Source organism: Photorhabdus sp. P32, from assembly GCF_038085095.1.
Taxonomy (GTDB): Bacteria; Pseudomonadota; Gammaproteobacteria; order Enterobacterales; family Enterobacteriaceae; genus Photorhabdus; species Photorhabdus luminescens.
This window is the reverse complement of record NZ_JAZGJN010000286.1, coordinates 84,128-109,879: the sequence shown is the minus strand read 5'-3', so window position 1 is coordinate 109,879 and position 25,752 is coordinate 84,128. Positions and strand designations below refer to the sequence as shown.

The 25,752-nt window shown below is 44.7% G+C and carries 23 protein-coding genes, 3 tRNA genes and 1 pseudogene; 7 read left to right on the top strand and 20 right to left on the bottom strand.

Going from position 1 to position 25,752, the window contains the following annotated elements:
• Positions 1-437: 437 nt before the first annotated feature.
• The 3 genes from rlmM to V2H77_RS18470 all read right to left on the bottom strand — a co-directional run bounded on the left by rlmM (position 438) and on the right by V2H77_RS18470 (position 2,911).
• The gene (gene rlmM, locus V2H77_RS18480; RefSeq protein ID WP_049583701.1) at positions 438-1,538 is read right to left on the bottom strand and encodes a 23S rRNA (cytidine(2498)-2'-O)-methyltransferase RlmM; all 1,101 of its coding nucleotides are present in this window, start codon (positions 1,536-1,538) and stop codon (positions 438-440) included.
• The gene (locus tag V2H77_RS18475) at positions 1,531-1,926 is read right to left on the bottom strand and encodes a DUF423 domain-containing protein (RefSeq protein ID WP_341499967.1); all 396 of its coding nucleotides are present in this window, start codon (positions 1,924-1,926) and stop codon (positions 1,531-1,533) included. Before V2H77_RS18475 ends, rlmM begins: the two co-directional genes overlap by 8 nt.
• 64 nt (positions 1,927-1,990) lie before the next feature.
• Positions 1,991-2,911, bottom strand: coding sequence for a transcriptional regulator GcvA (locus V2H77_RS18470; RefSeq protein ID WP_040151422.1), 921 nt, complete (start codon positions 2,909-2,911; stop codon positions 1,991-1,993).
• A 422-nt stretch (positions 2,912-3,333) separates the two neighbouring features.
• Here V2H77_RS18470 and csdA point away from each other — a divergent pair, with 422 nt between their 5' ends.
• On the top strand, positions 3,334-4,560 hold the full coding sequence (csdA, locus tag V2H77_RS18465) for a cysteine desulfurase CsdA (RefSeq protein WP_341499966.1): 1,227 nt from the start codon (positions 3,334-3,336) through the stop codon (positions 4,558-4,560).
• A gap of 21 nt (positions 4,561-4,581) precedes the next feature.
• Positions 4,582-5,061, top strand: coding sequence for a cysteine desulfurase sulfur acceptor subunit CsdE (gene csdE / locus V2H77_RS18460; protein WP_341499965.1), 480 nt, complete (start codon positions 4,582-4,584; stop codon positions 5,059-5,061).
• Here csdE and tcdA read toward each other — a convergent pair.
• Positions 5,033-5,845, bottom strand: coding sequence for a tRNA cyclic N6-threonylcarbamoyladenosine(37) synthase TcdA (gene tcdA / locus V2H77_RS18455; RefSeq protein ID WP_341499964.1), 813 nt, complete (start codon positions 5,843-5,845; stop codon positions 5,033-5,035). The two genes, csdE and tcdA, sit on opposite strands and share 29 nt — an antisense overlap.
• A gap of 48 nt (positions 5,846-5,893) precedes the next feature.
• Complete coding sequence (mltA, locus tag V2H77_RS18450; protein ID WP_341499963.1) at positions 5,894-6,991, bottom strand: murein transglycosylase A; 1,098 nt, start codon at positions 6,989-6,991, stop codon at positions 5,894-5,896.
• A 224-nt stretch (positions 6,992-7,215) separates the two neighbouring features.
• Here mltA and V2H77_RS18445 point away from each other — a divergent pair.
• The 3 genes from V2H77_RS18445 (at position 7,216) to V2H77_RS18435 (ending at position 7,564) form a co-directional block, all read left to right on the top strand.
• Positions 7,216-7,292 (top strand) — tRNA-Met (locus V2H77_RS18445).
• Between the two features lie 89 nt (positions 7,293-7,381).
• A tRNA-Met gene (locus tag V2H77_RS18440) sits at positions 7,382-7,458 on the top strand.
• A 29-nt stretch (positions 7,459-7,487) separates the two neighbouring features.
• Positions 7,488-7,564 (top strand) — tRNA-Met (locus V2H77_RS18435).
• Between the two features lie 128 nt (positions 7,565-7,692).
• Here the strand turns inward: V2H77_RS18435 and amiC are convergent.
• Positions 7,693-8,937 (bottom strand): N-acetylmuramoyl-L-alanine amidase AmiC, encoded by a 1,245-nt coding sequence (gene amiC, locus V2H77_RS18430; RefSeq protein ID WP_341499962.1) that lies wholly within the window; start codon positions 8,935-8,937, stop codon positions 7,693-7,695.
• Positions 8,938-9,182: 245 nt separating this feature from the next.
• Between amiC and argA the strand changes: the two genes are divergently transcribed.
• Positions 9,183-10,517 (top strand): amino-acid N-acetyltransferase, encoded by a 1,335-nt coding sequence (argA, locus tag V2H77_RS18425; RefSeq protein WP_341499961.1) that lies wholly within the window; start codon positions 9,183-9,185, stop codon positions 10,515-10,517.
• 27 nt (positions 10,518-10,544) lie between these two features.
• A pseudogene (locus tag V2H77_RS23690) lies at positions 10,545-10,694 on the top strand (IS200/IS605 family transposase); the annotation flags it as partial.
• 160 nt (positions 10,695-10,854) lie between these two features.
• Here the strand turns inward: V2H77_RS23690 and V2H77_RS18420 are convergent.
• From V2H77_RS18420 to V2H77_RS18355, 14 genes are all read right to left on the bottom strand, one after another.
• On the bottom strand, positions 10,855-11,943 hold the full coding sequence (locus tag V2H77_RS18420) for a calcium-binding protein (RefSeq protein WP_341499960.1): 1,089 nt from the start codon (positions 11,941-11,943) through the stop codon (positions 10,855-10,857).
• A gap of 32 nt (positions 11,944-11,975) precedes the next feature.
• Complete coding sequence (locus V2H77_RS18415; RefSeq protein ID WP_341499959.1) at positions 11,976-12,896, bottom strand: calcium-binding protein; 921 nt, start codon at positions 12,894-12,896, stop codon at positions 11,976-11,978.
• Between the two features lie 26 nt (positions 12,897-12,922).
• On the bottom strand, positions 12,923-14,158 hold the full coding sequence (locus V2H77_RS18410) for a hypothetical protein (RefSeq protein WP_341499958.1): 1,236 nt from the start codon (positions 14,156-14,158) through the stop codon (positions 12,923-12,925).
• A gap of 50 nt (positions 14,159-14,208) precedes the next feature.
• Positions 14,209-14,730: a DUF5625 family protein gene (locus V2H77_RS18405; RefSeq protein ID WP_341499957.1), complete on the bottom strand. Its 522-nt coding sequence runs from the start codon at positions 14,728-14,730 to the stop codon at positions 14,209-14,211.
• A 48-nt stretch (positions 14,731-14,778) separates the two neighbouring features.
• Complete coding sequence (locus V2H77_RS18400) at positions 14,779-15,309, bottom strand: DUF5625 family protein (RefSeq protein ID WP_341499956.1); 531 nt, start codon at positions 15,307-15,309, stop codon at positions 14,779-14,781.
• 28 nt (positions 15,310-15,337) lie between these two features.
• Positions 15,338-15,859 (bottom strand): DUF5625 family protein, encoded by a 522-nt coding sequence (locus V2H77_RS18395; RefSeq protein WP_139657143.1) that lies wholly within the window; start codon positions 15,857-15,859, stop codon positions 15,338-15,340.
• Between the two features lie 58 nt (positions 15,860-15,917).
• The gene (locus tag V2H77_RS18390) at positions 15,918-16,448 is read right to left on the bottom strand and encodes a DUF5625 family protein (RefSeq protein ID WP_341499955.1); all 531 of its coding nucleotides are present in this window, start codon (positions 16,446-16,448) and stop codon (positions 15,918-15,920) included.
• A gap of 58 nt (positions 16,449-16,506) precedes the next feature.
• On the bottom strand, positions 16,507-17,028 hold the full coding sequence (locus V2H77_RS18385; protein WP_341499954.1) for a DUF5625 family protein: 522 nt from the start codon (positions 17,026-17,028) through the stop codon (positions 16,507-16,509).
• A gap of 48 nt (positions 17,029-17,076) precedes the next feature.
• Positions 17,077-17,604, bottom strand: a complete 528-nt coding sequence (locus tag V2H77_RS18380; protein WP_341499953.1) for a DUF5625 family protein — start codon at positions 17,602-17,604, stop codon at positions 17,077-17,079.
• A 58-nt stretch (positions 17,605-17,662) separates the two neighbouring features.
• Positions 17,663-18,184: a DUF5625 family protein gene (locus V2H77_RS18375; protein WP_341499952.1), complete on the bottom strand. Its 522-nt coding sequence runs from the start codon at positions 18,182-18,184 to the stop codon at positions 17,663-17,665.
• A 58-nt stretch (positions 18,185-18,242) separates the two neighbouring features.
• Entirely contained in the window at positions 18,243-18,773 is a 531-nt protein-coding gene (locus V2H77_RS18370) for a DUF5625 family protein (RefSeq protein WP_341499951.1), read from the bottom strand.
• A 48-nt stretch (positions 18,774-18,821) separates the two neighbouring features.
• A complete protein-coding gene (locus V2H77_RS18365) occupies positions 18,822-19,010 on the bottom strand; it encodes a DUF5625 family protein (protein ID WP_341499950.1) in 189 nt (62 codons plus the stop codon).
• A 37-nt stretch (positions 19,011-19,047) separates the two neighbouring features.
• Positions 19,048-19,401 carry a DUF5625 family protein gene (locus tag V2H77_RS18360; RefSeq protein ID WP_341499949.1) on the bottom strand — a complete coding sequence of 118 codons (354 nt, stop codon included), beginning with the start codon at positions 19,399-19,401 and terminating at the stop codon, positions 19,048-19,050.
• A gap of 107 nt (positions 19,402-19,508) precedes the next feature.
• Positions 19,509-25,730, bottom strand: a complete 6,222-nt coding sequence (locus V2H77_RS18355) for a S8 family serine peptidase (protein WP_341499948.1) — start codon at positions 25,728-25,730, stop codon at positions 19,509-19,511.
• Positions 25,731-25,752 lie beyond the last annotated feature (22 nt).

Genomic DNA, 25,752 nt, shown 5'->3' with positions numbered 1-25,752 from the left:
ATATAAATATTATTTCAATCTTAATATCACAATTAAATTTCACACTTAAAATCTTAATCAAAAAATTTCTTTCATTATCTTGTAATTTTAATTCATCAAATTATCTCATATTAATTTATCGTTTAATCAATCGATTGAAATAATATATTTATTTTTCTATTTACCTTAAGTTAAGTAAAAAAATCAACAATTTTAAGACACTAATCATACAATATTAATTGTCACATTAAATAATAATCACCTCATAATAGAGTATTATGTGATACTTTCTTAACTAAAAAAATGAATTAAATCCTTCTAATACACTCATTTTACGCCACACAGTAATGAGAGATAAAATGCAATAATGCTAAAAAAACGCCTCAGAATATACCTGAGGCGTTTTGGGAAATCCTATTTTATGAACTTACTCCAAAATGATGACTAACGACAATTAATCAGTAATCATTCCGGCTAGCTGCATAAGCAGACCAAATACGACGGACATGAACCGTTATTTCTTCCCTGTCATGATAAAGGTGTTTTGCCTGAATTTGTGCATTTATCCCCCCCTCTTTTAATTGCAAGTTCATTTTCTGCAAATTATGCGCAACTTCTTCATAACGCTTTTTCATCGGTAATTTGAGATTAAAAATCGCTTCCCGACACCAGCCATTAACCAACCAATCTGCCATTAACTGCGTCACTTTTGCTGGTTTTTCCACCATGTCGCATACCAGCCAATAAATGTTTTTTGCCGAAGGTTGAAACTTAAAACCATCAACTTTGTGATGCCTAACCTGCCCGGTATCCATCAAGCTTTGCGCCATCGGGCCATTATCTACCGCATGAACCATCATGCTACGTTTCACCAATTGGTAAGTCCAACCACCGGGACACGCGCCTAGATCAACCGCATATAAACCGCTAGCCAGCCGCTCTTCCCATTCGTCATATGGGATAAAAACATGGAACGCCTCTTCCAGTTTTAATGTTGAACGACTCGGTGCGTCCGAAGGAAATTTTAGCCGAGGAATGCCCATATAAAATGGCGAGTTATTGTTACTGTAAGAATAACCAACATAGCAGCAACCCGGAGCAATAAAGAAAACGTGTATTACCGGGCGGTTAACGCTTTCCCGCATCAGCAAGATCTTTTCCTGACGCATAGCATTACGCAATGGAACAGTAAATTTTCGGCAAAATTTTAATAACTCTTTGCTTTCATTAGTATCAGGCACCTCAACCCGTAACTCGCCTGCACGCTCAATGACGCCATGCAGCATACCTATAATCGGGCTTATCCGATCTTCAGGAGGCAAATCTCGCAATAATTCACCCACGACCAGCATTTGACGGGCAAAAATCAGCTCGCGAAATGGGATCTCACGAATCAGCCGATCAGCATCTTCATGTTGATAACACTCAAACAGGACATAACCACTGTTATCTTTCACCCGGGCAAAACCGTAAATCTCTTTTTGACCCGCTTTATCAGTGATTTCTGCTGCACACTCTTTTTCAAAACCAGGGCGGCAATATAAAGCTATTTTATTCATGGCGAAGCGCCGATTTCCTTAGACGCAAAGCGCCAATTAATACTAAAAACCAGCCGATAAGAAAGCTAAATCCTCCAACTGGCGTAATATACGTAAAAAATTTAACCTGTAACAAGGCCATACAATAGAGACTGCCGCTAAACAACAAGATACCTACTGCAAAAAAGACGCCGCTCCAGTAAAACCAGAGCACAACTTTACGCATTAGCATGGCAGACATCGCCATCATTGCCAGAGTGTGAATACCCTGATATTGCAGACCAAGATCAATCCAACATATCTGATATTTTTCCATCATCGGAGATAATAAATGTGACCCTACAGCACCAAACGCCACATAGAAAAAACCACTAAGGCCAGCAAAGATAAGCATTAAACGACTATTCACTGTTATCTTCCTTTTTCATATTCTCTCTGAGAGCTTTTACCGCTCGTAATGCCTTATTCCATCCTTACTCATTGGTAATAAAGCCCAATTTCTCCTGCTCACTGGCTGCCTGCGCCAAAACCCATTGTCTGAATGCGGCAATTTTCCCCAATTCAGCCTGACTGTCATGACAAACAAGGTAAAATGCATTCTTACTCACTAACACATCATTAAATGGGCAAACTAAACGCCCCGCATCAATTTCAGTCCGAGCCATGACATTATTTGCCAGTGCAATACCCTGTCCGTGAACAGCAGCCTGGATCACCATTGCACTATGGCTAAATATCGGTCCTTGCTGAACATTTATCTGCTGCTGCATATCAAGCTGACGTACATACGCTTGCCAGTCACGACGAGAAGAATCGTGCAACAACGTATGACGCGCCAAATCTGCGGGGGTTTTCAAAGGATTTTCTCCAGTCAATAACGAAGGAGAACAAACGGGAAGCAAATATTCTGCGTAAAGACGATCAGTACGTAACCCCGGCCAATTTCCACGACCATAAAATATGGCGACATCAACATCATCAGCAAGCTTATCTTCTTCTCTATCTACCGCCTGTATTCTGACATCAATGCCTGGATAAGCTAAATTAAAACTGGACAGCCTTGGAACCAGCCACTGGATAGCAAAACTAGGTGAAAGACTCACCGTCAAAGCCCCTTTAGCGCTTCTGGCTTGAAGTTTACGTGTCGCTTCATTTATCGCCGTGAATATCTCTTTAATGTCCAGATAGTAGCTTTGACCTTCTTCAGTCAACAATAGTGATCGATTGCGACGACGAAATAACTTCAACCCAAGAAAATCCTCCAGACTTTTCATCTGGTGGCTAACTGCGGCCTGCGTCACAAATAACTCTTCAGCCGCCTTAGTAAAACTTAAATGACGCGCCGCAGCATCAAAAACCCGCAACGCATTAAGTGGTGGTAAACGTTTGGACATGTGAGCCCTTATGTAATGTTGGCGATACCGGTAACTCTTTATGTTTAGTTATTAGTTTTTGTAATCCGAATCATTATAAATTGTCCCTTGAGGATACACCAGTAAATCCCTATAGTGGCGCCACTTCCTAAGCCGGAACGAAAAGTGAATCAGCTTAACGCTATGAAACTTTTGGCTTTGTGGTTGTGATGTTGTGTTTGCAAGTTGTCTGGGAAACCAGACCCTGTAGCTTAAGCTACTGTTTTTTTTCACTTCCTGTACATTTACCCTGTCTGTCCATAGTGATTTTTTAATGCACCGCAGTTGCGGTGCTTTTTTTTGGCATAAAGAGTAAAACATGGCAATATTATTCCATGTAATAACCTATCCATTTTCAGCCAAAACAATCGGATACATAACCATAAAACAAAATTAATACACTCATGAAAAAGTTCGAACCAGAACAGTTCCGCCAGCAATTTCCAGCGCTACAACAACTTCCAGCACTACAACAACAGACGGTATTTCTGGATAGCGCAGCCACTGCGCTCAAACCACAAGCCATGATAAAGGCAACCCAAGACTATTATCAAAACAGTAGCGCTACCGTACATCGCAGCCAGCACCAAGCAGCGCTGGAAATCACATCCCGCTATGAACATGCCCGGCAACAAGTTGCTGAACTCATCAACGCTCCGAAAGCTGAAAATATTATCTGGACAAAAGGAACAACAGAATCCCTCAATCTAGTTGTTCAAAGTTATTTCCGCACTCATCTCCGGCCCGGTGATGAAATTATCGTCAGTGAGCAGGAACACCATGCCAATCTGATCCCTTGGTTAATGTTGGCAGAACAAATCGGCGCCAAGGTGATTAAATGGCCTCTAGGCAATGGCAAGTTGCCTGACATCAACATCCTGCCTGAACTGCTAAACAAACACAGTCGATTGATAGCCATCAGCCAAATGTCCAACGTGACTGGAGGAACAGTTGATCTCACTGCAATAACAGCAATAGCACACCAACACGGTTGTCTGGTCGTTGTGGATGGCGCCCAAGGCGTTGTTCACAATCCGATTGATGTTCAACAATCAGATATCGATTTCTACGCATTCTCTGCTCATAAACTCTATAGCTCGAACGGTGTTGGCGTACTTTACGGCAAAAGCGAGTTACTTAATGCTATGTCTCCCTGGCAAGGGGGCGGGAAAATGCTCTCCCACACTTCATTCAACGGTTTTACACCAGAAGCGGTACCTTTCCGGTTTGAAGCAGGCACACCAAATGTTGCCGGTATTATTGGCTTTTCTGCCACGCTGGAATGGTTGCAAGATATCGATATTGCCAAAGCCGAAGCCCATGCAGTCGCACTTGCTGACTATACCGAAGCACAACTCTCCGCTTTACCCGGATTTATCAGCTACCGCATTGCCGGTTCCAGCTTATTGGCTTTTAATTTTACCGACATTCATCACAGTGATCTGGCCGCCATTCTGGCGGAACAAAATATTGCGTTACGTTCCGGTCAACACTGCGCTCAACCCCTGATCGAAGCTTTAAGCATCAGCGGCTGTTTACGCGCCTCTTTTATGCCTTACAACAATCAGCAGGATGCCGATGCTTTAATTCAAGCAGTAAAATTTGGCCTTTCTCTATTACAGGATGAATGAATAACAGGATTGAATGACATTATGACTCAAGCCGCTGAAAACCAGATTGCACCACACCCATTTGGCCGGGAAATCAGCCAACAACAGCTCATTGCAACCTTTGACCAATGCCGCCAATGGGAAGATCGTTATCGCCAATTAATCTTACTGGCAAAGAAACTGCCCGCATTGCCAGAAAGCTTGAAACAACAAGATACTGAAATGTCCGGCTGTGAAAACCGGGTTTGGTTAGGGCATCAATTACTGCCAGACGGTCATTTGCATTTTTATGGCGACAGCGAAGGCCGCATTGTAAAAGGTCTACTGGCCGTGATCTTGACTGCCGTAGAAGGCAAAACACCGGAACAAATTTTAGCAACTAACCTGTTGGCGCTGTTCCACCAACTTGGGCTGGAACAGCAGATAAGCGGCTCACGGCTGAACGGCGTCAAATCGCTGATTAATACCGTGCAAAATACCGCAAAATCTTATATCAAAGATCGCCTTGACGTTGCGCTTTAGCAACCATCTTTTTCAGGGCATGGGAAACCGCTACAAATCCAAATGTCGCCGTGACCATCGTTGCGGCGCCAAAACCAGAAGCGCAATCCATACGCTTAGTTCCCTCGGCGGTACTTTTCGCGGCACAAACAGAGCCATCACCCTGCGGATAAACCAATTGCTCGGTTGAGAACACACAATCAATGCCCAATTTCCCTTTACCATTCTTCACAACACGATAATCAGATTTCAGCCTTTCTCGCAGTTTAGCCGCTAAAGGGTCCTGAACTGTTTTCGCCAAATCAACAACCTGAATCTGAGTCGGGTCAAGTTGCCCACCTGCGCCGCCGGTTGTGACCAGTGGAATTTTATGGCGACGGCAATAAGCCAACAGAGCCGCTTTCGGCCTGACACTATCGATAGCATCAATCACATAACTGAATCCAGCCGCCATCATCTCTTCAACATTATCGGGTGTGAGAAAATCATCAACACAAGTCACTTTGCACTCTGGATTAATCGCCAAAATACGCTCGGCAATCACTTCAGTTTTTGGTTGCCCAATATGCTGTTTTAAAGCATGTAATTGGCGATTGGTATTGGTAATACAAACATCGTCCATATCAATCAAGGTGATCGCACCGATTCCTGTACGAGCCAAAGCCTCAGCCGCCCAGGAGCCCACACCACCGATACCCACAACACAAACATGAGAATGGCAAAACAAAGAAAGCGCTTTTTGTCCATATAAACGGGCAGTCCCCGCAAAGCGCTGCATATATGCATCAGAAAGAGAAATTTGCATTACTGAATATCAATCCTGAAAACCTGTTATAAAATGTATGAAGAGTTATCACTGACTTACCATCAACATGGTAGGCTGCGCTTTTTTTAACACCCAAACCCGGCCGTAATGGTTATAGAAACCTGCCGCTATACCCGCCGCCCCACCAATACCATGATAGATATCGAAATGATGGCCCTTTATTGCCCCACCGACATCCAACGCAACCATCAGGCGCATCTGGTACTGACCGGTAAATTTACCCTCTTTATCCAGCAGAGGTATCTCTGCCAACAGGGTTGTTCCTGGTGGAACAAGCATTTTATCAGCCGCTACAGAAGCTTTTGCAATTAAAGGAACGCCACTGGCGCCCCGTACCGGCGCAAAGTTTTCAGGTTTAAAGAAAACAAATGATGGATTCTGCTCCAACAGCTCACGAACTTCTGCCTCACTGTGAGATTCTGTCCATTTACGAATCGCCAGTATAGAAATATCTTCCTGCGCAATTTCTCCGCGCTCAATCAGTAATTTGCCAATGCTCCGGTAAATATGCCCGTTCTTACCGGCATAACCCAAAAAAGTCAGTGGCCCACCATCACCAAAATCGACATAACCACTGCCCTGTACCTCCATAATATAATTATCAATCAGTGAACGACTATAACCAATAATCAAATTGGGGCTAAGAGCGCCATTGTATATTTCAGTTCGGCTTGGTAAGCGATATTTACTCTTAGGCGGCATCCGGTACAGAGGATACTTAAATTCCCCCTGTTTAACACGGCGAGCTTGCAACACTGGCGTATAGTAGCCGGTAAATTGGACGTTACCGTAATTATCCACCCCTTCCATCTGATAAGCGCGTAAATTAAACAGATTCAACTTACTGGTTTCACCACCCGCTAACATCCAATTTTGAACGGCGTCAAAAGTTAAGCTATTACGATTATACAGACGAGGAGCAACCTGATTAATCAGAGCAATCTGCTCTGAAAAATCCTTTGCGTTAACTGGCTTACCCTGCGCATTAGGTTGATTCACCAGCCGTAAATCCTGAGCGATATGACCATCTCTATATTGTTGGCCCTGCGCCGTTGGGCGAGAATGACATCCAACCAACAGTGAAATCACGGTTCCACACAGCAGATACTTACCCCAGTATTTCATTGTCGTTTTCTCTCTCCTACCAACATAGCCCTGCGGCGAACAAAATACCAAACCAATAAAAATAATGAAACCTACCATAAAAAAATAACTTAACAAAACAACGACACAAACGAATAAAAAAACGCCAACATGCAGAGTAACCCATCAAAAAAGTAACGAAACAAACAATTTTTAACAAAAAAACTTGCAACAGCTCTTATCCTGAGTATAGTGCCCGCATCGGACGCGGGGTGGAGCAGCTTGGTAGCTCGTCGGGCTCATAACCCGAAGGTCGTCGGTTCAAATCCGGCCCCCGCAACCAACACGATAAAATAGTTCAATATATGCGAATGGAACCAATTCCGGCAGGCGTTAGTGATGCAGGAAAGCACGAAGTAGGTTCTAAACGGACGCGGGATGGAGCAGCTTGGTAGCTCGTCGGGCTCATAACCCGAAGGTCGTCGGTTCAAATCCGGCTCCCGCAACCAATATTCGCTATTCAAAATATCAAAACGGACGCGGGGTGGAGCAGCTTGGTAGCTCGTCGGGCTCATAACCCGAAGGTCGTCGGTTCAAATCCGGCCCCCGCAACCAATTCTTTCATGCATTTCAGCGTAAAAATTCCAGAAGTGACTTCTAAATAATTTTTAGATAATTTTGTCGCCGTCGTATCTGTACTCAGTTTAATGATAATAGAGAGAGCAGATACGTGGCCTCAGAACTCAAATCGCCAAATTACCCCCATTCTTGAAATAAGCTTTGATACCAGCAAAAATCGACTCTGCGATCTGCTGCTGGAAGCGCGCAGTTTTCAGTTTTCGCTCCTCCTCCAGATTACTAATAAACGCAGTCTCTACCAGAATCGAAGGAATATCCGGTGCTTTCAGTACCGCAAATCCAGCCTGATCTACCTGATTTTTATGCAGTTTATTCACTTTGCCCATGCGTTTGAGCACTTCATTGCCAAATTTAAGGCTGTCATTGATTGTCGCAGTTTGTAACAAATCAAACATCGCATGATCTAAATACTTATCACCGCTTTTACTTACCCCGCCAATCTGGTCAGCTTCATTCTGCGTCTGGGCTAGAAAACGTGCGGTATTACTGGTTGCACCTTTAGTCGAAAGCGCAAAAACCGAAGAACCACGGGCAACTCGGTTAGTAACGGCATCAGCATGAATAGAAACGAATAGATCAGCCCGCATCTTACGCGCTTTTGCCACCCGGACTTTTAACGGGATAAACACATCTTCATTACGGGTCATATAAACTTTCATCCCCGGTTCACGCTGAATCAGCGTTTTCAATCGACGAGCAATTTGCAGAACAATATCTTTTTCGCGGGTCTTATATTTGCCAATAGCGCCAGGATCTTCCCCGCCATGCCCTGGATCGAGCATGATAATGATTGGCCGGTCTTTACCTGCTTTGCCTGACTTTGGTTTTTCCACTGGCAGATCTTCAGCTAAATGGCCTTTATTGTACTCTTCGAGTAGAGCAAGTAATGGATCATCATCCGTATTCGTTCCCGCTACAGGATAAATATCCAACACCAGACGATGTTTAAATTTCGCCACTGGTTTCAAAGTAAACATATGTGGGCTGACCGATTGCTTAACTTCGAACACCAAGCGAACGGTTTTAGGATTAAACTGCCCCACCCTGACCAGTTTAAGGTAAGGGTCGCGGGATTGAATCTGCTCCCCCATCTCACTTAAAGCATGATTCAGTTGTACACCGTCAAGATCAACCACAATTCTATTTGGATTTTTCAGCGCAAACTGGCGATATTTGAGTGGAATATTGGATTCAAGCGTTACACGGGTATAACTGGATGCCGGCCAAATACGTACTGCGATAATTTTTGCTGACGCTGCGTAACCCACCTGGCTAACACTAAGTAACCACATCGCTGCGGCTCCCTGCAACAAACGACGTCGTGACAGATTATGATCTGAATGACTCATCTACTTAATATTCCATTCATAAAATACAAACATTCAGGGTGACATTCACCAAATGAAACGATCAAATGAAAAACTTTAACTAATCAGCATTATGCTGTCATCAATAAACAGCATTTTATATTTTGCAAATTATTAACGTCTACAGGTATATGAAAATGTTTTTATCTGAATTGCCTCTTGCCATTTTCTCTCAAAAGGAATAAAAAAGCATGAATTACGAATAAAAATTCAATCGAGAGTCTGTTATGAAAGAACGCAGCACCGAATTAGTTGAAGGATTTCGTCATTCTGTTCCGTACATCAATGCACACCGTGGTAAAACTTTTGTTATTATGCTTGGTGGAGAAGCTATTGCTCACGAAAATTTCTCTAATATCATCAACGATATAGGATTACTGCATAGCTTGGGCATTCGCCTTGTCGTCGTTTATGGCGCCAGACCTCAAATTGAACAAAACCTTGCAGATCATCATTACAAACCGATTTACCACAAACATACCCGTGTAACCGATAATAAGACATTAGAATTAGTCAAACAATCTGCTGGTTTGCTGCAATTGGATATCACCGCACGCCTTTCTATGAATTTGAATAATACACCGTTACAAGGCGCCAATATTAATGTCGTTAGCGGTAATTTTATAATTGCTCAACCGCTTGGTGTTGATGATGGCGTGGATTATTGCCACAGCGGAAAAATTCGCCGTATCGATGAGGACGCTATAAATCGTCAATTAGACAATGGAGCAATCGTGCTAATTGGCCCTGTTGCGGTTTCTGTCACTGGAGAGAGTTTTAATTTGCCATTTGAAGATGTTGCTACCCAATTAGCTATCAAACTACAGGCTGAAAAACTAATTGGTTTCTGTTCTACTCAAGGTGTACAAGACAAAGACGGAAAAATTCTATCGGAAGTTTTTCTTAACCAAGCACCAGAACTGATTAAAGAGCTCGAAGTTAAAGGTGACTATTATTCAGGTACAGTCCGTTTTTTACGGAGTGCGGTAAGAGCTTGCCGGAGTGGCGTTCGTCGCAGCCATTTATTGAGTTATCAGGCAGATGGTTCTCTACTGCAAGAATTATTCTCCCGTGATGGTATTGGCACCCAAATAGTCATGGAAAGCGCAGAACAAATACGCCGGGCTAATATCAATGATATTGGTGGTATTCTCGAACTTATTCGCCCGCTGGAACAACAAGGTATTCTGGTTCGCCGTTCAAGAGAACAACTTGAGAGAGAAATTGATAAATTCATCATTATCGAACGCGACAACCTGACTATCGCCTGTGCTGCGCTCTACCCTTACCCTGAGGAGAAAATTGGCGAAATGGCTTGTTTAGCCGTTCATCCTAAATATCGCAGCTCTTTAAGAGGTGAAGTACTATTGAATCGCATTGCAGAACACTCCAAACAGTTCGGACTGGAAAAACTGTTTGTCCTGACTACCCGCAGCATTCATTGGTTCCAGGAACGGGGTTTTGAGCCAGCAGAACTCTCAATGCTACCGATTCAGAAACAAGAGTTATACAACTATCAGCGCCGTTCTAAGATTCTTATGCTGAATTTGGAACCACAGTAATAAACGTACTCATGCCGAAAAAGCCGACTTTTGCGAAAAGAGTATGCTGAATATATCAGCCGTTTTGACTGGAAACTGGGACTTTGGACTCGTGCATATTATATGATTACCGCAGACGGCGCTCCGATTAAGAGACTAAAAATAGACATCAAGAAGCAAGAAAATCCAACGAAATAACAGCTCTTCGAGCTATTTGTTCTCCATCTCCCCCTAATGCTAAAAGCGCGTTTACTCACAATGAGCATTCAGGAGGGAGAATTCCGCAGGTTTTGTTAAACGACGCAATTCACCTATTTATGGAAGACCCGCGATAACCATCGCGGGTCTTGTTACCGAGTTAGTGCCAGTTAGCTGCCAGCACAGGTTGCAGCCGCTGTTGCTCGACATCGCTGAGCATTGCGGTCGCAGGCGCTGGCGGCGCGAATGCAGCCATAGCTTGGACAAGATTTTCGACATCACGGTCCATCAACCGATGACCGTCACCAGCCATGATGCTACCTGGTCGTTCGGAAGGACTGGCATACCAATTATGCAGTGTTACCTCCTGCTTGCTGCCAATGACCGAAATTTGCAGATCCTGCCCTTCATGCTGGAACCATAGACGCTCAGGGCTGATGTCCTTTCCAAACACCAACCGCCCCCTATTACCGCTAAATTCCAAATCGTTGTCCCCATGCCCGACTTCCACCGTCGATATAGTACCACTGTCCACAATATGGTTATTACCATCCCCTACTTTCACTTTCGACATCATACCGCTGGTCACGATATGGTTATCACCATTCCCTACTTCTACTGTCGACAACTCGCCGCTGGTCACAATATCGTTATTACCATGTCCGACTGCTAGTCTGTCGACCTTACCGGCAATGACATTGTTACCATTACCTAGCGTGATATCGGCAAAACGGCCCATCACATTCACCTTATTGTCACCGTTGCCGGCAACCACTTCGCCATTTCCAGCATCCACATTGTGGGTAATGCTATTGTTGCCATGCCCGACTATTAGTTTGTTGACATTGCCGACAATGACATTGTTACCATCACCTAGCGTGATATCGGCAAAACGGCCCATCACATTCACCTTATTGTCACCGTTGCCGGCAACTATTTTGCTGTCCATAGCTTCCACATTGATAGTCTTGCTCTCGTCCCCCAACGTAACCTCGGAAAAGGGAATTTCGACCATAATGGAATTAGGGTCAGTGGTCACCGGTGTAGGTTCCACTGCTGGCTCGATTTTCGGAACGTTAAGCGTTGTGCGCGGCTCAACAGGAAGAATGCTAATTGGCTCTAGGGTAATAGGTGATATCCGGTCAATCAGTGACATCCGGTCAACATTCTGGTCAAAACGCGACCTCAGGTCGACAAAGCCAGTGCTAATTCTAGTCGGCGTCAGCTTAACAGGGGTAACTTTAATCATATCCCGGTCAATATCAATAGGAGAAATTTTAGTCAGATTCCAGTCAATAAGGGGAATACTAACCGGCTCCCTTGGGGGAATACTAATCCCAAACCGCCGAGAATCTTATCATCACCGCCGCCAGCGTGAATGATGCTGCCGCCTTTGGAGGCGTAAATTGTGTCGCCCTGAGGACCGGCATAGATAACCGACTTACCAGTGCCACCAATGATAGTATTGTGCCCGCTGCCGCCGACCAGTACGTCGTTACCCATGCCACCCATCAGAGTTGAATTGCCGGAGCCCCCCTTGATAAAGACACCGTTGGCACCGCCACTTATGATGGTATCATTGCCGCTCCCGCCTTGGGCAATAGTTAAACCTGCCCGATCCATGTCCAGTGCCACACCTTGGTTACCGACAATGATCGCTGTATCGTGCCCACCATTGCCGTGAATATTTTTCGTATCGTCAGAAGCGCTGATAACAAAAACATCATCGCCAGCACCACCTACATAGGTATTGCTCCCTGCGCCCCCGACCAGCCAACTGCCGGTTTTTGCCGCAATCAACGTATCATTGCCGCTGCCACCATACAGATTGCTTACTCCCAGTTGCTCGGCATTTAGGGTTTCATCTGTTTCACTCTGGCTGGCGTAAGCCTTGGTTGTGATATCGTTGTGAGTGGAGGTCACTCGTGTGCCAGCTCCATCAGTATTCAAGGTATTGCTGACAGGGTCACCGAGAAAATCGACGGCCAACACTTCCTGAGTTTTACCATTAATAGTAAACGACCCACTGGCAACGACCTTATTCCCATCACGAACTTCTGTTTTGTTTGAAGCCCGGACGTTTATCTGGGTAATACCCAATTCCGCCAGTGTCTTAAGTTCGCCCGCATCGACTTTTGCATCATGTGTGCCATCAACCCAGACCCGCAACTGACTCCAGATCGGATCACGTTCATCAATCACACCATCCTTATTGGCATCTTCACTGGCTAAAGCACCGAAACCATCCTTGAATTTTTTTCGCCAGCGGCACCGTTTATTCCGGCCTTACCACCGTAGTATTCGGAAAACATCTGGCTGGCATTCTTTATCTGACCGCTACCATCGTCGATCACCAGTATTCCGGTATTGCGATCGGCCCAGCCGCTGCGCTTAAGCGTGCCACTGTTATCCATGTCGAACAACACGCCGTCACGGATATCAGTCATGTGCGCACCATTGCCGCTCAGATCCAATAACAACGGGTCAACATAAGTGTTAAACGTTGTCATCGCCGACAATCCGTTCAACGTCACAGCATTGCGTAAACCGAAGTCCAGCTTGCTAATGTCTCCAGGTTGGTAGAAAGGCTTATAGAACTCTGACAGATAGGTATTAGGTCGGACATTGGGGTCAAGCTGCATTTCACCGGGACGAATACCACCGGTGGTAAGGCTTGCCATTTGGGTTGAAGTGAAGTCTGTTTTATTGAGCATATCCCCGACGGCAGATATTTTATGTGTTGCAGAATTTTGTATAAACCCGTTAGCAACATCCTGCTGAGCTTTGTTTTCGCCCTGAATATGCTTCTGCGGTTGTGGGGAGGAATTGATATCAATATTAATTAAGCTTTTTGGTGGGTTGGGAAGCGGCCCCTCTTTAACCACTGTCTTCCATGGCGGTAAATAAAATGAATCTACTCTTTTTTCATAATGGTCGCCATTGCGAATCAGGTCGTCACGAATGATCGGAACTCCCTGATATGCTAACATTTCCTTTAATTTATGAGGATTACTATTGGGAAACAAATTTCCTTCAAAAATCTTTCCTAGGAAATTCTTGCGATTGTACCCAATAGATTGTAATGAGTAATACACGAAATCTACGCAACTGTTGGAATTCACCCAATAGGTTTCAGGATTAAATCCACCTGACTTTGGATTGTCTGAGAATTTACTTAACTCCTTGTACTGTTTCTCAGTCAACGCGATGGTCACTTCATAAGTGGTCTCTTGATAGGCCGCATTATCATGAGGAGTTACTTTTCCTACTCCAAACGGTACACCGTCCCTTGACTCGAAACCGACACTTCTTTCATTTCCGTTACCGTCACTTATCACATACCACATATGACCGCCGGACGACTTGTGTATGTCTCCCGCTTTGCTCTTTCCCTTATCTTCCTGATAAACATACTTAGCCCCCATCGGGGCAACTTTATAGGTTACAGTGTATTTATTTTCCATACTTATTATTTCCTCTAGTTGTTATTTCTCTTTGTTTTTTTCTACATAAATCAAATCTTCGGATCGTAATAGGTGAATCCAACAAAACTCTCTATTCCATTAAAAGCGGGAACATCCCCCAAGGTGGTAATAACCGCAGAATAACGCCCGGGGGGTAACAAAAATGTTTTAATTTCTCGCACCGCCGTATTTACATATTTCTCTTCGTAATAAAAGGCTTGTCCCCCATCGTATCCCCTAGCATTTATTTTTTTGTCAAAAAAAATCTTGCCATCTCTAACGATCTGGAGTGAAACAGGAATTATTACTCCATCTTTATCAGCTCTCCCAAAAAATTTAAACCGCCTTTCCATTTCATCATAACCCTCCCCAGTTTCAAACAGTAAGGCAAACTGATAATTACCTTCCTTGCTGAGTTCAAAATCAATTTTGACTGATTGACCAGACTTCGATACGTCAATCGGTCTGTATATATCAATGTGCTTAGAGCAGGCCATTAATAATGTACAGCTCATAAAAACAATAATATTTCGCCAATTTTTGAATCTTTCGTTTACCTGTAATACTTTCATTACGCCACTCCAAATTTTAATATTTTCTTTGTTTACACCGATACCATTTTAAATCTTCGGATTAAAATATATGAGCTGTATAAAACTCTCAATGCCATTAAAAGCGGGGACATCCTCCAGGGTGGTAATTACCGCAGAGTAACGTCCGGGGGGTAACGAAAATGTTTTAATTTCTCTCACCGCCGTATTTACCAATCTCATTTCGTAATAGAAAGATTTCCACCCATCAAGCCCCACCGCATTTATTTTCTCGTCAAGAAAAACCTTGCCGTCCTTAACCAGACGAAGCGAAACAGGAATTGCCACTCCATCATGATCAATATTTCCAAACAACTTACGTCGTCGTTCCCTTTCATCATGACTACGGCCAGTGGAAAACAGCAGAGCAAACTGATAATCTCCAGCCTTTCTCTTGCTGAGTTCAAAATTAATCTCGACGGATTGACCAGAATGCGACACATCAATCGGTTTGCGTATAGTCTCAATGTGCTTAGAGCATGCCATTAATAAGGTGCAGCTCATAAAAAAAATAATATTTCGCCAATTTTTAAACCTTTCATGTACCTGTAATACTTTCATTTCATCACTCCAAATAAAGTAATTCGCGTTAAATTTTCGGATTGTAATAGGCGAACTCGACAAAACTCTCAATTCCATTAAAGGCAGGGACATCTTCCAGGGTAGTAATTACCGCAGAGTAACGTCCGGGGGGTAACGAAAATGTCTTAATTTCTCGCACAGCCGTATTTACCCTTCTCTCTTCGTAATAGAAGGACTGCCCCCCATCGTATCCCCCGGTGTTTATTTTTTTATCAAAAAAAACCTGACCGTTTCTAACCAAATGAAGAGAAACAGGAGTTGTCACCCCGTCATCATAAATACTCCCAAATAACTCATCTCTCCTGTTCATTTCATCACGCCCATCTCCTCTAGCAAACAGCAGGACAAACTGATAATTTCCTTCCTTGCTGATTTCAAAATCAAATTTAACTGATTGACCAAACTTCGATACGTCAATCGGTCTGTATATATCAATGTGTTTAGAGCAGGCCATTAATAATGTACAGCTCATAAAAACAATAATATTTCGCCAATTTTTGAACCTTTCATGTATACGTAATACTTTCATTTCGTCATTCCAAATTTTAATATTTTCTTTGTTTATATCGATGTCATTTTAAATCTTCTTAAATTTTCGGATTGTAATAGGTGAACTCGACAAAACTCTGAATGTCATTAAAGGCAGGCACATTCTCCAAGGTAGTAATTACCGCAGAGTAACGTCCGGGAGGTAACGAAAGTGTTTTGATTTCTCGCACAGCCGTATTTATACTTCTCTTTTCATAATCGAAGCTACGCCCCCAACTACGTCCCCCTGCGTTTATTTTCTCGTCTAAAAAAACCTCGCCGTTTCTGACCAGATGAAGTGAAACGGGGGTTATAACCCCGTCCTTATCAATACTCCCAAACAACTCAAGCCGCCTTAGCATTTCTTGATAATCATTCCCTTTATCAAACAACAGGGCAAACTGATAATCTCCAGCCTCGCTCTTACTAAGTTCAAAATTAATCTCGACGGATTGCCCCGAATGCGACACATCAATCGGTTTATATATAGTATCAATGTACTTAGAACATGCCATTAATAAGGTACAGCTCATAAAAATAATAATATTTCGCCAGTTTTTGAATCTTTCATTTATACGTAACACTCTCATTTCGTCACTCCAAACTTTAATATTTCCTTTGTTTATATCGATGTCATTTTAAATCTTCTTAAATTTTTGGATTGTAATAGGTGAACTCGACAAAACTCTCAATTCTATTAAAAGCAGGGACATCCTCCAGAGTGGTAATTACCGCAGAGTAGCGTCCGGGGGGTAACGAAAATGTTTTAATTTCTCTCACTGCCGTGGTTATACTCCTTTCTTCGTAATCGAAGGTACGTCCCCAGCCATATCCTCCAGCGTTTATTTTCTCATCAAAGAAAACCTTTCCATCTTTAACTATCTGAAGTGAAATAGGGGTTATTATCCCGTCCCTATCAATATCTCCGAACAGCTCAAGCCGCCTTTTCATTTCCTCATAGTCATCCCCTTTATCAAACAGCAGGGCAAACTGATAATTTCCTTTCTTGCTGATTTCAAAATCAATTTTGACTGACTGGTCAGACTTCGACACGTCAATCGGTTTGTATATATCAATGGGCTTAGAGCATGCCATTAATAAGGTGCAGCTCATAAAAACAATAATATTTCGCCAATTTTTAAATCTTTCATATACCTGTAACATTTTCATTTCATCACTCCAAATTTTGATATTTCCTTTGTTTATACTGATACCATTTTAAATCTTCGGATTAAAATATATGAGCTGTATAAAACTCTCAATGCCATTAAAAGCGGGGACATCCTCCAAGGTGGTAATGACAGCAGAATAACGCCCAGGGGGTAACGAAAGTGTTTTAATTTCTCGCACAGCCGTAGTTATACTTCTCCCTTCGTAATCGAAGCTACGTCCCCAGCTACGTCCCCCTGCGTTTATTTTCTCGTCAAAAAAAACCTCGCCGTTTCTAACCAAATGAAGCGAAACGGGGGTTATAACTCCGTCCTTATCAATATAACCGAATAATTCAAGCCGCCTTTTCATTTCATCATCATCCCCTTTATCAAACAGCAGAGCAAACTGATAATCTCCAGCCTTTCGCTTACTGAGTTCAAAATTAATCTCGACGGATTCCCCCGAATGCGACACATCAATCGGCTTATATATAGTATCAATGTGCTTAGAGCAGGCCATTAATAATGTACAGCTCATAAAAACAATAATATTTCGCCAATTTTTTAACCTTTCATGTATACGTAATACTTTCATTTCGTCACTCCAAATTTTGATATTTCCTTTGTTTATACTGATACCATTTTAAATCGCCTTAAATCTTCGGATTAAAATACGTGAGCTCTACAAAACTCTCAATGCCATTAAAAGCGGGGACATCCTCCAAGGTAGTAATTACCGCAGAGTAGCATCCGGCGGGTAAAGAAAATGTCTTAATTTCTCGCACAGTCGTATTTACCCTTCTCTCTTCGTAATCAAAGGTACGCCCCCAACCGCTTCCCACAGCGTTTATTTTCTCATCAAAAAAAACCTTACCGTTTTTAACCAGACGAAGTGAAACGGGGATTACAACCCCGTTCTTATCAATACTCCCAAACAATTTATCCCTCCTTTCCATTTCATCAAAACCATCCCCATTAGCAAACAGCAGGGCAAACTGATAATTTCCAACCTTGCTGATTTCAAAATCAATTTTGACTGATTGACCAGACTTCGATACGTCAATCGGTCTGTATATATCAATGTGCTTAGAGCAGGCCATTAATAATGTACAACTCATAAAAACAATAATATTTCTCCAATTTTTAAATCTTTCGTGCACCTGTAATATTTTCATTTCATCACTCCAAATTTTAATATTTTCTTTGTTTATACCGATACCATTTTAAATCGCCTTAAATCTTCGGATTAAAATAGATGAGCTCTACAAAACTCTCAATGCCATTAAAAGCGGGGACATCCTCCAAGGTGGTAATGACAGCAGAATAACGCCCAGGGGGTAACGAAAGTGTTTTAATTTCTCGCACAGCCGTATTTATCCTTCTCTCTTCATAATAGAAGGCTTCCACACCATCAAACCTCACTACGTTTATTTCCTTGTCAAAAAAAATCTTACCATCTTTAACTAGACGGAACGAAATGGGGATTGCAACCCCATCATGATCAATATTCCCGAACAACTTAAATCTCCTGTCCATTTCATCATAATCATCCGTGGTAGCAAACAGCAGAGCAAACTGATAATCTCCAACCTGTCTCTTGCTGAGTTCAAAATTAATCTCGATGGATTGACCAGAATGCGACACATCAATTGGTTTGCGTATAGTCTCAATGTGCTTAGAGCAGGCCATTAATAATGTACAGCTCATAAAAACAATAATGTTTTGCCAGTTTTTAAACCTTTCATGTACCCGTAATATTTTCATTTCGTCACTCAAAATTTTAATATTTTCTTTGTTTATACTGATACCATTTTAAATCTTCGGATTAAAATACGTGAGCTCTACAAAACTCTCAATGCCATTAAAAGCGGGGACATCCTCCAAGGTAGTAATTACCGCAGAGTAACGTCCGGAGGGTAACGAAAGTGTTTTAATTTCTCTCACAGCCGCAGTTATATTTCTCTCTTTATAATAAAAGGATTGTGTTCCTTCGCTCCCCATCGCGTTTATTTCCTCGTCAAAAAAAACCTTGCCGTCTTTAACCAAACGAAACAGGAGTTATAACTCCTCCCTTATCAATACTCCCAAACAACTTAAACCGCCTTTCCATTTCATCATGACCATCCCCAGTTTCAAACAGAAGGACAAACTGATAATCTCCAACCTCGCTCTTGCTGAGTTCAAAATTAATCTCAACAGATTGCCCAGAATGCGACACTTCAATCAGTTTACGTATAATATCAATGTGCTTAGAACATGCCATTAATAAGTGCAACGCTATTAATCTGTTTTTAATTCCACACTGACTGACATACTTGGCGATTAAATAAATGGTTATTTTGTATTTTCCATTCATATTAAATGATGAAAGCGCGCCCCAAAAGTTAGACATTTTGCCTGTCGAAAGACAGAAGTCCTCATATGGGGCGCTTACATTTAAACGACGCAATTCACCTATTTATGAAGACCCGCGATAACCATCGCGGGCCTTGTTACCGATCAATTCCAGTTAGCTGCCAGCACTGGTTGCAGCCGCTGTTGCTCAACATCGCCGAGCATTGCAGTCGCTGGCGCTGGCGGCGCGAATGCAGCCATAGCTTGGACAAGATTTTCGACATCTCTGTCCATCAACCGATGACCGTCACCAGCCATAATGCTACCTGGTCGTTCGGGGTGACTGGCATACCAATTATGCAACGTTACCTCCTGCTTACTGCCAATGACCGAAATTTGCAGATCCTGCCCTTCATGCTGGAACCATAGACGCTCAGGGCTGATGTCCTTTCCGAACACCAAGTTCCCCATCCTACCACTAAATTCCAAATCGTTGTCCCCATGCCCGACTTCTACCGTCGACATAGTACCACTGGTCACAATATTGTTATTACCATCCCCGACTTTTACTTTCGACATAGTACCTCTGGTCACGATATGGTTATCACCATTCCCAGCTTCCACTCGCGACATGGTACCACTAGTTACTATATGGTTATTACCATCACCCACCTTCATTGTCGCCCCCCTTCCTGTATCAGTGATACTATTGTTGCCATGTCCGACTGTGAGTTTGTTGATATCTCCGACAATGACGTTATTACCATCACCCAGCATAATATTTGACATCGATTCTGCCACATTGACTGTATTGTCACCGTTACCCGCAACCACTTTGCCACCTATAGCTTCCACATTGATAGTCTTGCTCTCGTTCCCCAAAGTAACCTTGCCAAAGGGGACTTCGACCGTAATGGAATTAGGATCAGTAGTCACTGGTGTAGGTTCCACTGCCGGCTCAATTTTCGGAACGCGGGGCATTAGGTGTAGTTCAAAAGGAGGGATACTTATCGCTTCCCGCTCAGGGGTAACAGTCCGTTCAAACTTAGACATATCAATCGGTTCAACTTTAGGAAAAGTGAACGGTTCAAACTTAATCGGTTCCCACTTAGGAATAGTGATCGGTGTTAATGCGTCCGGGAAAGTCACCGTCGGTTTATCGGGAGATTGCGTCACCACTGGCCCGACTGTTGGCACCAAATCCGGCGAAGGCTCCGCAAAGAGGAAGTCGGCCGCATCGACCTGCGAAATATCCAAGGTATCGAGATACAGCAACTTCACGTTTGAATCAGTACCGCTAGCTCCATTAAAAACAACTTCAACGCCATGAATTTGTGACAGGCCGTTGATCGTGCCACGATTACTCTTAGCAATTGTTAGTTGGCTGAAATCAGTAATTCCGGTTTGACGCAAATCAATTTTATCAATGCCATGACGGAATCCACGTAATGCATTCTTGTAGTCCTTGACGCCCGGTTGGGCTGCCACCACAAAAACGTCTGACGCCGCACTGTCATGACTATAGATCGTTCCATTCAAGCTAAATTTCATCTGCCCCTGAGCATCGCTAGTAAGCATGACGCCCTTGCCGCCGCCCTTAAGGATCACGGTTCCCAAGCCTTCTTGTGGCTGGAGCGTTGAGGCGTCGCTACTCGTGTAAGCTACTGGGGCAATAAAGGTGTTCTGGAACTTGAAGTTCGCCGCACCGATCCCGGCGAGTGTCTGATTTTTCAGGACAATACTCTGCCCCTTATCCAGATCGACCTTAACATCCGCCCCCTGTTGCGTCAGCAACAGATCGGCAAATGTTTTGCCACCAAATCCGACCAGATCGATGATTTCGCCACGAGCGGCCTCGAAGTTGCTGATGATATCGCTGCCTGCCTCACGGCGGTGAACCACAAAGAAGTCCTTACCCGCACCGCCTGCCAGTGTGTTGTTTCCACGCCCGCCATCAAGCAATGCATCCGCATTACCTGCCACCAGCGTATCGTTGCCATCGCCGGTGACGATGTTCTGAATGCCCGACGGATTCTTTATCGTCAACGCTGCGCCGCCAATGCTGGCAACACCGGCCAGCAAGTTGACTGAGGTATCCCGCGAAACAGCCGCCGCATTGAGGGTATTACGCCCACCCGCCACGCCATTGACCGCGTCATCCAGCACCGCACGGTTGGCCTGCCCGACCACCGACTGGATATATTCGTCGGTGTAAAAATAAGTGTCATCCGGGGTACTCTTGCTGCCGTACAAACGTAGCGACCAGCCATTTAATGTAACCGGCAGGCCGGAATTCGCATCGGTCACTTGGAGGGTCCAATTGCCAGCCGAGCGTTCGCCAAAATCATGAGTCGACATAAAGCTGTACTTGAACGTTCCTGACTGGCTACTACCCAGATCGCTCGCACTCGCGCCCGGCATGCCGTCTGGAACCTTACCTTGACGATTGAGCAATATGCTCTGAGTGCCATCGGGAGAGATCAGTTTGAGCGTTAGATCGCCAAGACGGCCTACCTGAGCGTCAAAATCGATCTCGACATGCTCAACATTCAGACCGGCATTCATGGCGATGGATGACGTCAGCGTCTCGCCCGCAGCCAAAGTTTTCCCCACAGGACCGCTGGATGCGCTATAGACGTACTCATTAGCAGCGGTGCTTTGAGTCATCCAAGACTCAGCCAAACGAACAGCGGCTCGCGCATCGACTTGACCAAAACCGTAATCGTTGCTGGTATGCATGCCGCCGCCATTCCAGCTATGGCTGTTATTATCGTTCCATTTGGTAGATGGGTCATTGATCTTGCGAGCGGATAGAGCAAGGATCTGCTGCACATCCCGATAACCTAAGTTCGGGTTGGCCTCAAGCATCAGCGCAACAACACCGGAGATTATCGGAGCGGCAAAGCTGGTGCCTTGCATGCTGGTGTAGTCATTGCCGAAAGTTGAGCCACGTTCGGTTTTCAGCATATGGCTGGTAGACACGACATTGCTGCCCGGCGCCGAAACCAACAGGCTGGCTCCCGGATTGGAGAATGGTGAGGAGCCAATCTGCAAAGTCGATAAATCGCCCTGTGCGTTAATTGCACCGACTTCCACCGAAAAGCGGTTGTTATTGGTCAGAGATCCTTGGGCATTGCCGCCTTCTGCACGATGGTTGCCGCCCGCCGCCACGATGACAGTACCCAATCCGCCACGACCATTAGCCGCCGCATACTGCGCATTCATACTCAGCGACGCGGCAGTATTTATAGAGCCGTCCTGAAAGCTGCTGAGCGCGAAATCGTTGGTAAATCCCCAGCTATTGTTAGCAACGTCAAAACTGACCATATGCCCCAGACCCGCAAGATCGGCACCGTCATTGGCAAGATAATAACCACCCAACGTAGCATCATGGGCAACCCCGACGCCGCCTGCATTATTTTTCGCCGCGACCATCACACCTGCCACCATTGTCGCGTGGTTGGAGATCACGTCCGGCAAGGCGCCATTGGTTTGTTGAGTCTGCAACCAGGCTTTGTCGACATTCGCCGCAAGGTCGGGGTGATTGATATCAAATATTTCAGGCGCGGTGGCAAACTTACCACCCGGCTCGAACTGACCAATGCGTACCCCCTTGCCGGTGTAGTCCTTCCAGACCGGCAGAATATTGGCATCGCTCAGATACCACTGCTGAGCAGCCAATGGATCGAGAGGAACTTCCGGGGTCAGTAACGTGACAGGGGCACGCATCGGCGCTGTTTCCCCGCTGTTCAGGTCTACTACCGATGCCGAAGGATTACCGGCCGCATCGGTGACACCGTATTTGAAGCTGATCAGGCCAGTGTAAAGCGGGTCCGGCGTAAACAAGACATCGCCTTGGTTTGTGAGGCTGACCGTACCACCTATCGCATCACCAACATTGGCAATGCGCAAGGCTCCCTGACTGTTAAGGTGTTGATCGTTAGCCAACAGACTTTCTGCGGAAATCAGATGGGGCTGAGTACGATCAAAAACCTTGCCGTCCTTGTCGTGGGTGAGGACATCCTCGACAGGCATAGCATCAGGTATTTGTAAATCAACAGCCGAAATATCTGAAAAATTGAGTTTCTGGATATTTTTCAGCGTTACCGTGCCGTCACGCCCGGCGACCTTGTCGGCCACGATATATCCGCTATCGGTACGGGTGATTCGATAGTCGCCGTGATTACCGTGCAGGCTGACGATGTTGATCCCACCATCCCCATCAATCGTAGCATTGCCGTGGCCCACTTCGATCACGTCGTCACCGAAGCCTCCGAAAATCTTATCGGCGCCACCACCTGCGTGAATGATACTACCGCCTTCGGAAGCATAGATTGTGTCGCCCTGAGGACCGGCATAGATAACCGACTTTCCACTGCCTCCAATGATGGTGTTGTGCCCGCTGCCGCCGACCAGGACGTCGTTACCCATACCACCGACCAGCACCGAATCACCGGAGCCTCCCTTGATAAAAACGCCATTGGCTCCACCGCTTCTGATGACATCACTGCCACTCCCACCTTGAGCCATAGTTAAACCGGCTTGAGCCATGTTCAGCTCCACGCCTTTTTTGCCGACAATGATCGCCGTATCGTGCCCGCCATTGCCGTGAATGTTTTTCGTATCGTCAGAAGCGCTGATGACAAAGACGTCATCGCCAGCACCGCCAACATAGGTATTGCTCCCTGCGCCCCCGACCAGCCAGCTACCGGTTTTTGTAGCAATCAACGTATCATTGCCACTGCCACCATACAGATTGCTTACTCCCAGTTGCTCAGCATTTAAGGTTTCATCTGTTTCACTCTGACTGGCATAAGCCGTGGTAGTGATGCCTTTGGTGGTGGAAGTCACTTTCGTGCCAGCTCCCTGAGTGCTCAGGGTGTTGCTAACAGTATCACCAAGAAAATCGACGGCCAGCATTTCCTGAGTTTTACCATTGATAGTAAACGACCCACTGGCAACGACCTTATTCCCATCACGAACTTCTGTTTTGTTCGAAGCCCGGACGTTTATCTGGGTAATACCCAATTCCGCCAGTGTCTTAAGTTCGCCCGCATCGACTTTTGCATCGTGTGTGCTGTCGACCCAAACCCGTAGCTTGATCCAGATCGGGTCATTCTGATCAATTACTCCGTCCTTGTTCACATCTTCACTAGCCAGAGCCCCGAAACCATCTTTGAATTTTTTCTCGCCAGCGGCACCGTTTACCCCTACCTTACCGCCGTAGTACTCGGAGAACATCTGGCTGACATCTTTTATCTGACCGCTACCATCATCGATCACCAGTATTCCGGTATTGCGATCTGCCCAGCCGCTGCGCTTAAGAGTGCCACTGTTATCCATGTCGAACAACACGCCGTCACGGATATCAGTCATGTGCACACCATTGCCATCCAGATCCAATAACAGCGGGTCGACATAAGTGTTGAACGTCGTCATCGCCGATAAACCGTTCAACGTCACGGCATTGCGCAGGCTGGTATCCTGTTTATTGCTGTTCAAGGTCAGGTCGAGGTAGAACTGCGACAAATAGGCGTTGGGCCGGACATTGGGGTCAAGCTGCATTTCACCGGGACGAATACCACCGGTGGCAAGGCTAGCCATCTGTGTTGAAGCAAAATCGGTTTTATTGAGAATACCCGCGAGGGTGAATATTTTATGGGTCGCTGAATTTTGGATATAACCGTTGGTGACATCCTGTTGAGCCTTACTTTCTCCCTGAATCTGCCGCTGGGGTTGCGGCGAGGGCTTGATATCAATGTTAATCAAATTTGTCCCCAGCGGGCGAGGATGTATATCGTCTACGCCAAGCCATAAACATTGCATGCCGCCTTTTTCTTCATAATACTCACCATGACGAGTCAGGTTGTCACGAATGATTTGAGCTCCATGCTTAGTAAACATCTTCTGCAAATCATCAACATTATTATTAGGCCACAGATCTCCTTGAAAATCTTTACGACTGAATCCAAAAAAATCTTTACGACTGTATCCAATGACTTTTAATGATGCAAATACGAAATCCACGCAACTGTTGGTGAGCAACCTATAGCGTTTATCATCAAATTCTTCTGGCTTTGGTTTTTCTGAAAATTTGCTTAACTTGTTGTACTGATCTTCAGTTAAGGACACGGTAACTTCATAAGAGGTCTGTTGGTAGGCGGCATTATCAAAATTGGTTATTTTCCCTTCGCCAGACATTTGGTCATGCTTTGACTCGAAACCAAAACTCTTTTTATTCCCATCCCCGTCATTTAAAACATACCACATATGACCTCCGGATGAAGAATGTACGTCTCCCGCCTTATGCTCTCCCTTATCAGCCTGATAAATATATTTAGCCCCCATCGGAGCAACTTTATAGGTTACGGTATATTTCTTTTCCATACTTGTTATTTCCTTGTTTTTT

What these genes read in the sequence shown, in the direction of transcription:
- rlmM (WP_049583701.1), bottom strand. Translation starts at nt 1,538, where the DNA reads ATGAATAAAATAGCTTTATATTGCCGCCCTGGTTTTGAAAAAGAGTGT.
- V2H77_RS18470 (WP_040151422.1), bottom strand. Translation starts at nt 2,911, where the DNA reads ATGTCCAAACGTTTACCACCACTTAATGCGTTGCGGGTTTTTGATGCT.
- csdA (WP_341499966.1), top strand. Translation starts at nt 3,334, where the DNA reads ATGAAAAAGTTCGAACCAGAACAGTTCCGCCAGCAATTTCCAGCGCTA.
- csdE (WP_341499965.1), top strand. Translation starts at nt 4,582, where the DNA reads ATGACTCAAGCCGCTGAAAACCAGATTGCACCACACCCATTTGGCCGG.
- tcdA (WP_341499964.1), bottom strand. Translation starts at nt 5,845, where the DNA reads ATGCAAATTTCTCTTTCTGATGCATATATGCAGCGCTTTGCGGGGACT.
- mltA (WP_341499963.1), bottom strand. Translation starts at nt 6,991, where the DNA reads ATGAAATACTGGGGTAAGTATCTGCTGTGTGGAACCGTGATTTCACTG.
- amiC (WP_341499962.1), bottom strand. Translation starts at nt 8,937, where the DNA reads ATGAGTCATTCAGATCATAATCTGTCACGACGTCGTTTGTTGCAGGGA.
- argA (WP_341499961.1), top strand. Translation starts at nt 9,183, where the DNA reads ATGAAAGAACGCAGCACCGAATTAGTTGAAGGATTTCGTCATTCTGTT.
- V2H77_RS18420 (WP_341499960.1), bottom strand. Translation starts at nt 11,943, where the DNA reads ATGATTAAAGTTACCCCTGTTAAGCTGACGCCGACTAGAATTAGCACT.
- V2H77_RS18410 (WP_341499958.1), bottom strand. Translation starts at nt 14,158, where the DNA reads ATGGAAAATAAATACACTGTAACCTATAAAGTTGCCCCGATGGGGGCT.
- V2H77_RS18405 (WP_341499957.1), bottom strand. Translation starts at nt 14,730, where the DNA reads ATGAAAGTATTACAGGTAAACGAAAGATTCAAAAATTGGCGAAATATT.
- V2H77_RS18400 (WP_341499956.1), bottom strand. Translation starts at nt 15,309, where the DNA reads ATGAAAGTATTACAGGTACATGAAAGGTTTAAAAATTGGCGAAATATT.
- V2H77_RS18395 (WP_139657143.1), bottom strand. Translation starts at nt 15,859, where the DNA reads ATGAAAGTATTACGTATACATGAAAGGTTCAAAAATTGGCGAAATATT.
- V2H77_RS18390 (WP_341499955.1), bottom strand. Translation starts at nt 16,448, where the DNA reads ATGAGAGTGTTACGTATAAATGAAAGATTCAAAAACTGGCGAAATATT.
- V2H77_RS18385 (WP_341499954.1), bottom strand. Translation starts at nt 17,028, where the DNA reads ATGAAAATGTTACAGGTATATGAAAGATTTAAAAATTGGCGAAATATT.
- V2H77_RS18380 (WP_341499953.1), bottom strand. Translation starts at nt 17,604, where the DNA reads ATGAAAGTATTACGTATACATGAAAGGTTAAAAAATTGGCGAAATATT.
- V2H77_RS18375 (WP_341499952.1), bottom strand. Translation starts at nt 18,184, where the DNA reads ATGAAAATATTACAGGTGCACGAAAGATTTAAAAATTGGAGAAATATT.
- V2H77_RS18370 (WP_341499951.1), bottom strand. Translation starts at nt 18,773, where the DNA reads ATGAAAATATTACGGGTACATGAAAGGTTTAAAAACTGGCAAAACATT.
- V2H77_RS18365 (WP_341499950.1), bottom strand. Translation starts at nt 19,010, where the DNA reads ATGGGGAGCGAAGGAACACAATCCTTTTATTATAAAGAGAGAAATATA.
- V2H77_RS18360 (WP_341499949.1), bottom strand. Translation starts at nt 19,401, where the DNA reads ATGTCTAACTTTTGGGGCGCGCTTTCATCATTTAATATGAATGGAAAA.
- V2H77_RS18355 (WP_341499948.1), bottom strand. Translation starts at nt 25,730, where the DNA reads ATGGAAAAGAAATATACCGTAACCTATAAAGTTGCTCCGATGGGGGCT.